This is a genomic window from Streptomyces sp. NPDC051020 (assembly GCF_040683105.1).
Classification (GTDB): Bacteria; Actinomycetota; Actinomycetes; order Streptomycetales; family Streptomycetaceae; genus Streptomyces.
The window spans coordinates 1-6,303 of sequence record NZ_JBFBCG010000168.1 but is presented as its reverse complement, the minus strand read 5'-3'; the positions used below and the strand labels follow the sequence as shown (position 1 = coordinate 6,303).

The following is a 6,303-nucleotide window of genomic DNA, read 5'->3' as shown; positions in this document are numbered from 1 at the left end:
CAGCAGGCTGGGCTTGGCGGGCTTGGGCGGTCCAGGCAGTACATCGAACCCGGCGGCCGCGATCGCGGTGACGATCGCAAGGCGGAGGGCCGCCCCGATACTGGGCGTACCGGGGCGGCCCGACAACGCAGCGAGCGTGCGTGCCAGACGCCGCCCCGCAGGCGGGACTTTCGAAACACGCCCTAGCAGCCACGGGCCGAGTCTGCCGCTCTCGACCGCGTCGAGTTCGATCTTCACTGCGTCGCGCCAGCCCGCCCAGGCGATCCGCTCCGACCCGGGCCTGCTGCCGGCCGCGGCGTGCAGCCGATCGGCGGGTTCGCCGGGATCGAGGCCGGCCGGGAGGGTTGCGAGCTGCTGTTGGTTTGCTGCGTTGACGTGAGTTGTAGCGAGCGGGAGTGAGTCCCGTCAGCGGGTTGGCGAGGGCGGGAACGGGGGTTCTGGGGTCGAATGGGTGACCTTGGCGGCTGCTGCTCGTTGGGCTGGGTGGGGGGTGCCCGGCCTGGAGGGAGGGGGTAACGCGGTGGGTGGTGTGAGGAAGTTGGCCGGGTCCTTCGTGGTGCCCGGGCCTTGCGGGGTGGCAATCCGGGACCGGCTCAAGCACCTCACTCCCGAGGACGAGAAGGTGCTGCGTGCGGTCGGTGAGCATCAGGGCCGTCTGGCTTCGCGTGATCTCAAGGCCCGCTGTGCGGATGGGGTGAAGCACGGCGCGGACAGCTGGGCGGCGCGTAAGCGGGAGCTGACGCCGCTGTCGTCGTCGCGGATCGCGGGTGCGATCACCAAGGCCATCCCGCTGGAAACCGCACGCGCCCGGGGCATGATCGGCGTCGACACCAACGCCGACCACTTCGCCGCCTACCACCTCGACCGGCACGGCAACCCCATCGGCGACCCGCACCACTTCCCCTACGACCTGTCCGGGACCGCCGGTCACCGCGACGCACAGATCCGCCACGCGCTGACCCGCCTGATCAACTGGGCCAAGCAGGCCGGTGTCGCCGCGATCGGCATCGAAGACCTCGACTTCACCGCCGACAAGACCCGGGAGAAACACGGCCGCCGGAAACGGTTCCGGCAGCTCATCTCCGGCATCCCGACTGGGAAACTCAAGGCCCGGCTGGTCTCCATGGCCGCCGAACACGGCCTGAGCATTGTCGCGGTCGACCCCGCCTACACCTCCCAGTGGGGTGCCCAGCACTGGCAGAAACCGCTGGCCACCCCCCACCGCACCATGTCCCGTCACGATGCCGCCGGTATCGCGATCGGACGACGCGCCCTCGGACACCCGATACGGCGAAGGACGGCACCGCCCCCACACGACCGGAGCGATCGTGCGGGGCATCGGACCGCCCAGGCCGGACCAGGCACCCGAGGACGTGAGGGAACCCGCCCACCCACAACGGACCGGCCCCCCGGAGGGCCGTCACCGAACGGGACGCGAAAGCGGGAACCCAGCGCATCCAACACCGTTCGGGATGCGCCCAGTACGCAACAGTGGGTCCAGGACTCACTCATGCACACTGGCTAGGAACGGTCAGTCCGATGCGGGTGAGTGCGTGAAGACCGCGCAGCCGGGTGCGGGCGTCCGCGTGGGGATCCGGGCGCGTCAGCGTTTCGAGCCGCTGGATGTCCAGGACGGGGTCGAGCCCGAGCCGCGTGGCAAACGTACGCATCGCCTCGTCCTCACCCGCCGGAGTCCCGTCCGCCAGCCAGACGTATCCGACGGGCCGTCGGAAGTCGGACGCGAGCGTGCAGCCGGCCCGGTCTCCGTCCCACCACAGCGCGAGAACCGGCCAGGTGGAGCCGACCGAGAGCGCGGTGGCCCAGCCGCCCACCACACTGTCGACCGGCTGATCCCCTTCTTCCCCGTCCCGCCAGGGCTTTCCCTCCGGCACGAGGACGCTCCACCCGTCACCCGCGGGCGCGAGCAGCATGCGTTCGCGCAGCAGATGGGCCACCGGCCGTACGGAGTCGGGTTCGGCCCGGCAGTGCAATAGCGCACCCACGGGTGATGTCGCGTTCATGCCCCACACCGTAGGGCAATTTGCCCATATTTGGAGCTATTTGATCGACCCAGGCCGGCCCACCCTCCCTTGACTTCCTCAAGCCGCGATATATCGTGTTCTTCAAGAGACGCGATATGTTGCGTCACGGCGCGCTCCCGGGAGGTCAGATTCATGCCTGTGTCGACGTGGGCCATCGCCGAGCCTAAGAAGCTCACCTTCGACGACCCGGTGACGGCGCTCAGCGTGCGCATCGTCAACGGCACCGTCAACGTCGTCGGCACCGAGGAACCGACCGCGCGGCTGGAGGTCTCCGCGATCGAGGGCCCGCCGCTCAATGTGACGCAGAAGGACGGCATCCTCACGGTCGCCTACGAGGACCTGCCCTGGCACGGGTTCCTGAAGTGGTTCGACCACAAGGGGCGGCACCGCAGCGCGGTGGTCTCGCTCGCCGTGCCGGCCGGGTCGACCGTGGAGCTCGGCACGGTCGGCGCCGGAGCGCTGGTCTCGGGCATCCGGGGACGTACGGATGTGCGCGGCATCACCGGCGACACCACGCTCGTCGGCCTCGGCGGCACGGTCCGCGCGGACACGGTCTCCGGCAATGTGGAGGCCCAGTCCGTCACCGGGGAGCTCCGCTTCAAATCGGTCTCCGGCGATCTGACGGTCGTCGAAGGCGCCGGGGCGGCGGTACGGGCCGAATCGGTCAGCGGCAACATGGTGCTGGACCTGGACCCGACCGGGAAGCCCACGGACATCCGGCTGACCACGGTCTCCGGCGAGGTCGCCATCCGGCTGCCGCACCCGGCGGACGCGACGGTCGAGGCGAACACGGCCAGCGGCGCCGTCTCCAACAGCTTCGAAGATCTACGGGTCGGCGGCCAATGGGGTGCGAAGCGCATCACCGGGACGCTCGGCGCAGGAACCGGAACGCTCAGGGCCACGACCGTGTCGGGGTCGATAGCCCTGCTGCGCCGCCCACCGGCCGAGGACGATCCGTACGACGCCGAGTCGACCGGAAAGGTGCTCTGACATGCCCTCCGTATTCGCCCATGGGCGGCTCCGCCTCTACCTGCTGAAACTCCTGGACGAGGCACCCCGTCACGGCTACGAGGTGATCCGGATCCTGGAGGAACGTTTCCAGGGCCTGTACGCACCGTCGGCGGGCACCGTCTATCCGCGCCTGGCCAAGCTGGAGGCCGAGGGTCTCGTCACGCATGCCACCGAGGGCGGCCGCAAGGTCTACTCGATCACCGATGCGGGCCGCGCGGAACTGGCGGACCGCGGCGGCGAACTGGCCGATCTGGAGCTGGAGATCCGCGAGTCGGTCTCCGAACTGGCCGCCGAGATGCGGGACGACGTGCGGGGCGCGGCGGGGAAGCTGCGCAGCGAGATGCGCGCGGCAGCCGGCGAGACCCGGCACACCGCCGGCACCGGGACCGGCGCGAAGAGCGACCGGGGCTCCCCGTTCGGCGACTTCACGGACTTCGGCGACAGCGAGGCCTGGCGCACCGCCAAGGAGGAGCTGCGCAAGGCCAAGCAGGAGTGGAAGGAGCAGGCCCGCCGGGCGAAGGACGAGTCCCGCCGGGCCCGCGAGGACGCCCAGCAGGCGCGCCGCCAGGCCAAGGAGGCCCAGGAGAAGGCGCGCGAGCAGATGCAGAACGCGGCCCGGCAGGTCCAGGAGCACTTCGCCCGGGGTGACTGGCCCACCGGCGTACGGGAGGGGCTGGCCGAGATCACCGGCCGCCTGGCCGGCTATACCGGGACGACCGGCCGGCCCTCCTACACCAAGGCCGAACCGGCGGCCGCCGACCTCGAGTGGGGCAAGGAGACGGGCACGACGGGCAACCCGGCCCGCGACCTGGACCGCCTGCTCGACCGCTTCCGGGACGACATCCGCGACGCGGCCCGCGACCGGGGCGTCACGGAGGACCAACTGGTGGAGGCCCGCCGCCATCTGTCGACGGCGGCGGCCCGCATCGGCGCGCTCCTGCGGAAGGGCGCCGGCGCCGAGGAGTGAGCAGGGTTGGGGGCATGCCCCCGGCACGTCCACCGCACCCCTACCCCGCCTTCTGCTGCCCCTCGGCTCCCCCGGCACCCTCCCCGTACAGAGCGCGGGTGACTGCCTCGTGCGTCGCACCGTGCTCCGCCAGCACATCGGCGACCACACCAGGTGTGACGGTGAACGCCAGCAGGATGTGTTCCTCGCCGATGAACCGGTCACCGCGCCCCACCGCGACCCGCAGGGACTTCTCCAGAATCGTCTTTGCGCCCCGGGCGAAGGAGGGCCGCCCGGACCGCCCGCGGCGGCCCTTCCGGTCCGCGGCCAGGGCGCCCTCACCGTGGGCGTCCTCGATCCGGGTGACGATCTCCGTCACATCGATGCCGATGCCGGCGAGTGCGTCCGTGTCGGCCTTGGTCAGCCCGCCCCGCCGACGGGCCTCGGCGAGCGCCGTCACCACCGAGGCGCGGCGGTCGGTCAGTCCGAGGGCTGCGACGGCGAAGGCGGCCCGGCTGCCCTGCTGATCGAGCAGGGCGAGCAGCATGTGCTCCTCGGAGACGGAGTCGGATCCGGTCTTCTTGGCCTGGTCCACGGCACCGGTCACGACGGCGCGGGCACCACTGGTGAATCGCTCGAACATCAATGCCTCCCGTACTTCTTGTGGACGGCCTGTCGGCTGACGCCCAGTTCGGCGGCGATCTCCTGCCACGACCAGCCCTGGACGCGAGCGCTTCTGACTTGTACGGCTTCGAGCTGCTCCAGCAGCCGCCGCAGGGCGGCGACGGCTCGCAACCCGACGCGCGGGTCGCGGTCGCCGGCGCGTGCGGCGAGATCCGTTGCTTCGGTCATGATGTCAACCTACATTGACACGTCACCTATGTCAACCAGGGTTGACACGATCCGCACCGCGCGCCGAGCGCGGGGAGCACACGGGTTCAGCGAGGCCTTCGGCGATGACCCGCTGCGGGCCGGCCTGCACGCGTCGGTGAAACGACAACTGCCGCCATGGGGCCCCGACGGCACGCATGGCGGCAGATCTCAGCAGCAGGACTGACGCATCATCATCTCGGCGTCAGAGAGCGGCACTTCAGGATGTGGTGAGTACGATCTTTCCGAACTGGTCGCCCGAGGCAAGCCGCTCGAACCCCTCGCGGGCGCGGTCCAGCGGCAGAACCTCGTCGATGACGGGCCGCACTCCGGTCGTCGCACAGAACGCCAGCAGGTCCTCCAGCTCGTCCTTGGACCCCATCGTCGAACCGACGACCTTCAGCTCCAGGAAGAAGATCCGGGTCAGCTCGGCGTGCGAGGGCCGGTCGCCGCTGGTCGCGCCGGAGATGACCAGGGTGCCACCGGGGCGCAGCGACTTCACCGAGTGGGACCAGGTGGCCGCGCCGACCGTCTCGATGACGGCATCGACGCGCTGCGGCAGCCGCGCGCCGGGCTCGTACGCCTCGATCGCACCGAGCTCGACGGCCCTCTTGCGCTTGGCCTCGTCGCGGCTGGTGGCGTAGATCCGCAGCCCGGCAGCCTTGCCGAGGACGATCGCGGCGGTCGCGACACCACCGCCCGCGCCCTGAACGAGGACGGAGTCACCGGGCCGCACTCCGGCATGGGTGAAGAGCATCCGGTACGCGGTGAGCCAGGCGGTCGGCAGACAGGCGGCCTGCTCGAAGGTGAGCTCCTTCGGCTTGGGCAGCACATTCCAGCTGGGCACGGTGACCTGCTCGGCGAAGGTGCCCTGGTAGCGCTCGGTAAGGATGGAGCGGGGCTCGTCCGGGCCGACGCCGTGTCCGGTCTGGCCGATGACGGAGTGCAGGACGACCTCGTTGCCGTTCTCGTCAATCCCGGCAGCGTCGCAGCCGAGGATCATCGGCAGCTTGTCCTCGGCGAGGCCGACGCCACGGAGCGACCAGAGGTCGTGATGGTTGAGGGAAGCGGCCCGGACATTGACGGTGGTCCAGCCGGGGCGCGCCTCGGGGGCTGGGCGCTCGCCCAGCTCAAGGCCGGTGAGGGGGTGGTCGCGGTCGATGCGGGCTGCGTAGGCGGCGAACATGGCCCTGACACTAGGCGCGAGGCGGGTGCGGCGGAACCGGCGACAGGTGTGACGTGGCCCGCGTGGCCGTACCCGGAGGGCGCGGGGCATCGTTCAGCCTCGCCGGCGTTCGAGGCGCGGGGTCCGGGGCCGGGCCCCGGTTCGGGAAGGGGCGGGGCGTCGGCACCATGCGGCAGACGGTGTACACCGCCGCCTGGATCATGGCGGTGGTCGTCACCTCCCGGCTGGTGTCCGGAGGAACGTTCTGG

Annotated in this window: 7 protein-coding genes and 1 pseudogene; 4 read left to right on the top strand and 4 right to left on the bottom strand. The window is 70.8% G+C overall.

The features are described 5' to 3' along the window. Positions 1-520 precede the first annotated feature (520 nt). Positions 521-1,525 carry an IS200/IS605 family accessory protein TnpB-related protein gene (locus tag AB0N06_RS37795; protein ID WP_366139205.1) on the top strand — a complete coding sequence of 335 codons (1,005 nt, stop codon included), beginning with the start codon at positions 521-523 and terminating at the stop codon, positions 1,523-1,525. On the opposite strand, the pseudogene AB0N06_RS37790 reads toward AB0N06_RS37795, so the two are convergent. After that, positions 1,521-2,021, bottom strand: a pseudogene (locus AB0N06_RS37790) (hypothetical protein); the annotation flags it as partial. The gene AB0N06_RS37795 and the pseudogene AB0N06_RS37790 overlap by 5 nt on opposite strands. Positions 2,022-2,174: 153 nt before the next feature. Here AB0N06_RS37790 and AB0N06_RS37785 point away from each other — a divergent pair. Together AB0N06_RS37785 and AB0N06_RS37780 are read left to right on the top strand one after the other, a co-directional pair. Then, positions 2,175-3,032: a DUF4097 family beta strand repeat-containing protein gene (locus AB0N06_RS37785; protein ID WP_366139204.1), complete on the top strand. Its 858-nt coding sequence runs from the start codon at positions 2,175-2,177 to the stop codon at positions 3,030-3,032. 1 nt (position 3,033) lies between these two features. Beyond that, a complete protein-coding gene (locus tag AB0N06_RS37780) occupies positions 3,034-4,020 on the top strand; it encodes a helix-turn-helix transcriptional regulator (RefSeq protein WP_366139203.1) in 987 nt (328 codons plus the stop codon). A gap of 40 nt (positions 4,021-4,060) precedes the next feature. Here the strand turns inward: AB0N06_RS37780 and AB0N06_RS37775 are convergent, their stop codons facing one another. From AB0N06_RS37775 to AB0N06_RS37765, 3 genes are all read right to left on the bottom strand, one after another. Next, complete coding sequence (locus AB0N06_RS37775; RefSeq protein WP_366139202.1) at positions 4,061-4,642, bottom strand: Clp protease N-terminal domain-containing protein; 582 nt, start codon at positions 4,640-4,642, stop codon at positions 4,061-4,063. Then, positions 4,642-4,851 carry a sigma factor-like helix-turn-helix DNA-binding protein gene (locus AB0N06_RS37770; protein ID WP_014154112.1) on the bottom strand — a complete coding sequence of 70 codons (210 nt, stop codon included), beginning with the start codon at positions 4,849-4,851 and terminating at the stop codon, positions 4,642-4,644. The genes AB0N06_RS37775 and AB0N06_RS37770 overlap by 1 nt, the downstream gene beginning before the upstream one ends. Positions 4,852-5,089: 238 nt before the next feature. Beyond that, on the bottom strand, positions 5,090-6,055 hold the full coding sequence (locus AB0N06_RS37765; RefSeq protein WP_366139201.1) for a zinc-binding dehydrogenase: 966 nt from the start codon (positions 6,053-6,055) through the stop codon (positions 5,090-5,092). A 62-nt stretch (positions 6,056-6,117) separates the two neighbouring features. Between AB0N06_RS37765 and AB0N06_RS37760 the strand changes: the two genes are divergently transcribed. Further along, on the top strand, positions 6,118-6,303 hold a 186-nt coding region (locus tag AB0N06_RS37760; protein ID WP_366139200.1), incomplete at its 3' end, for a hypothetical protein.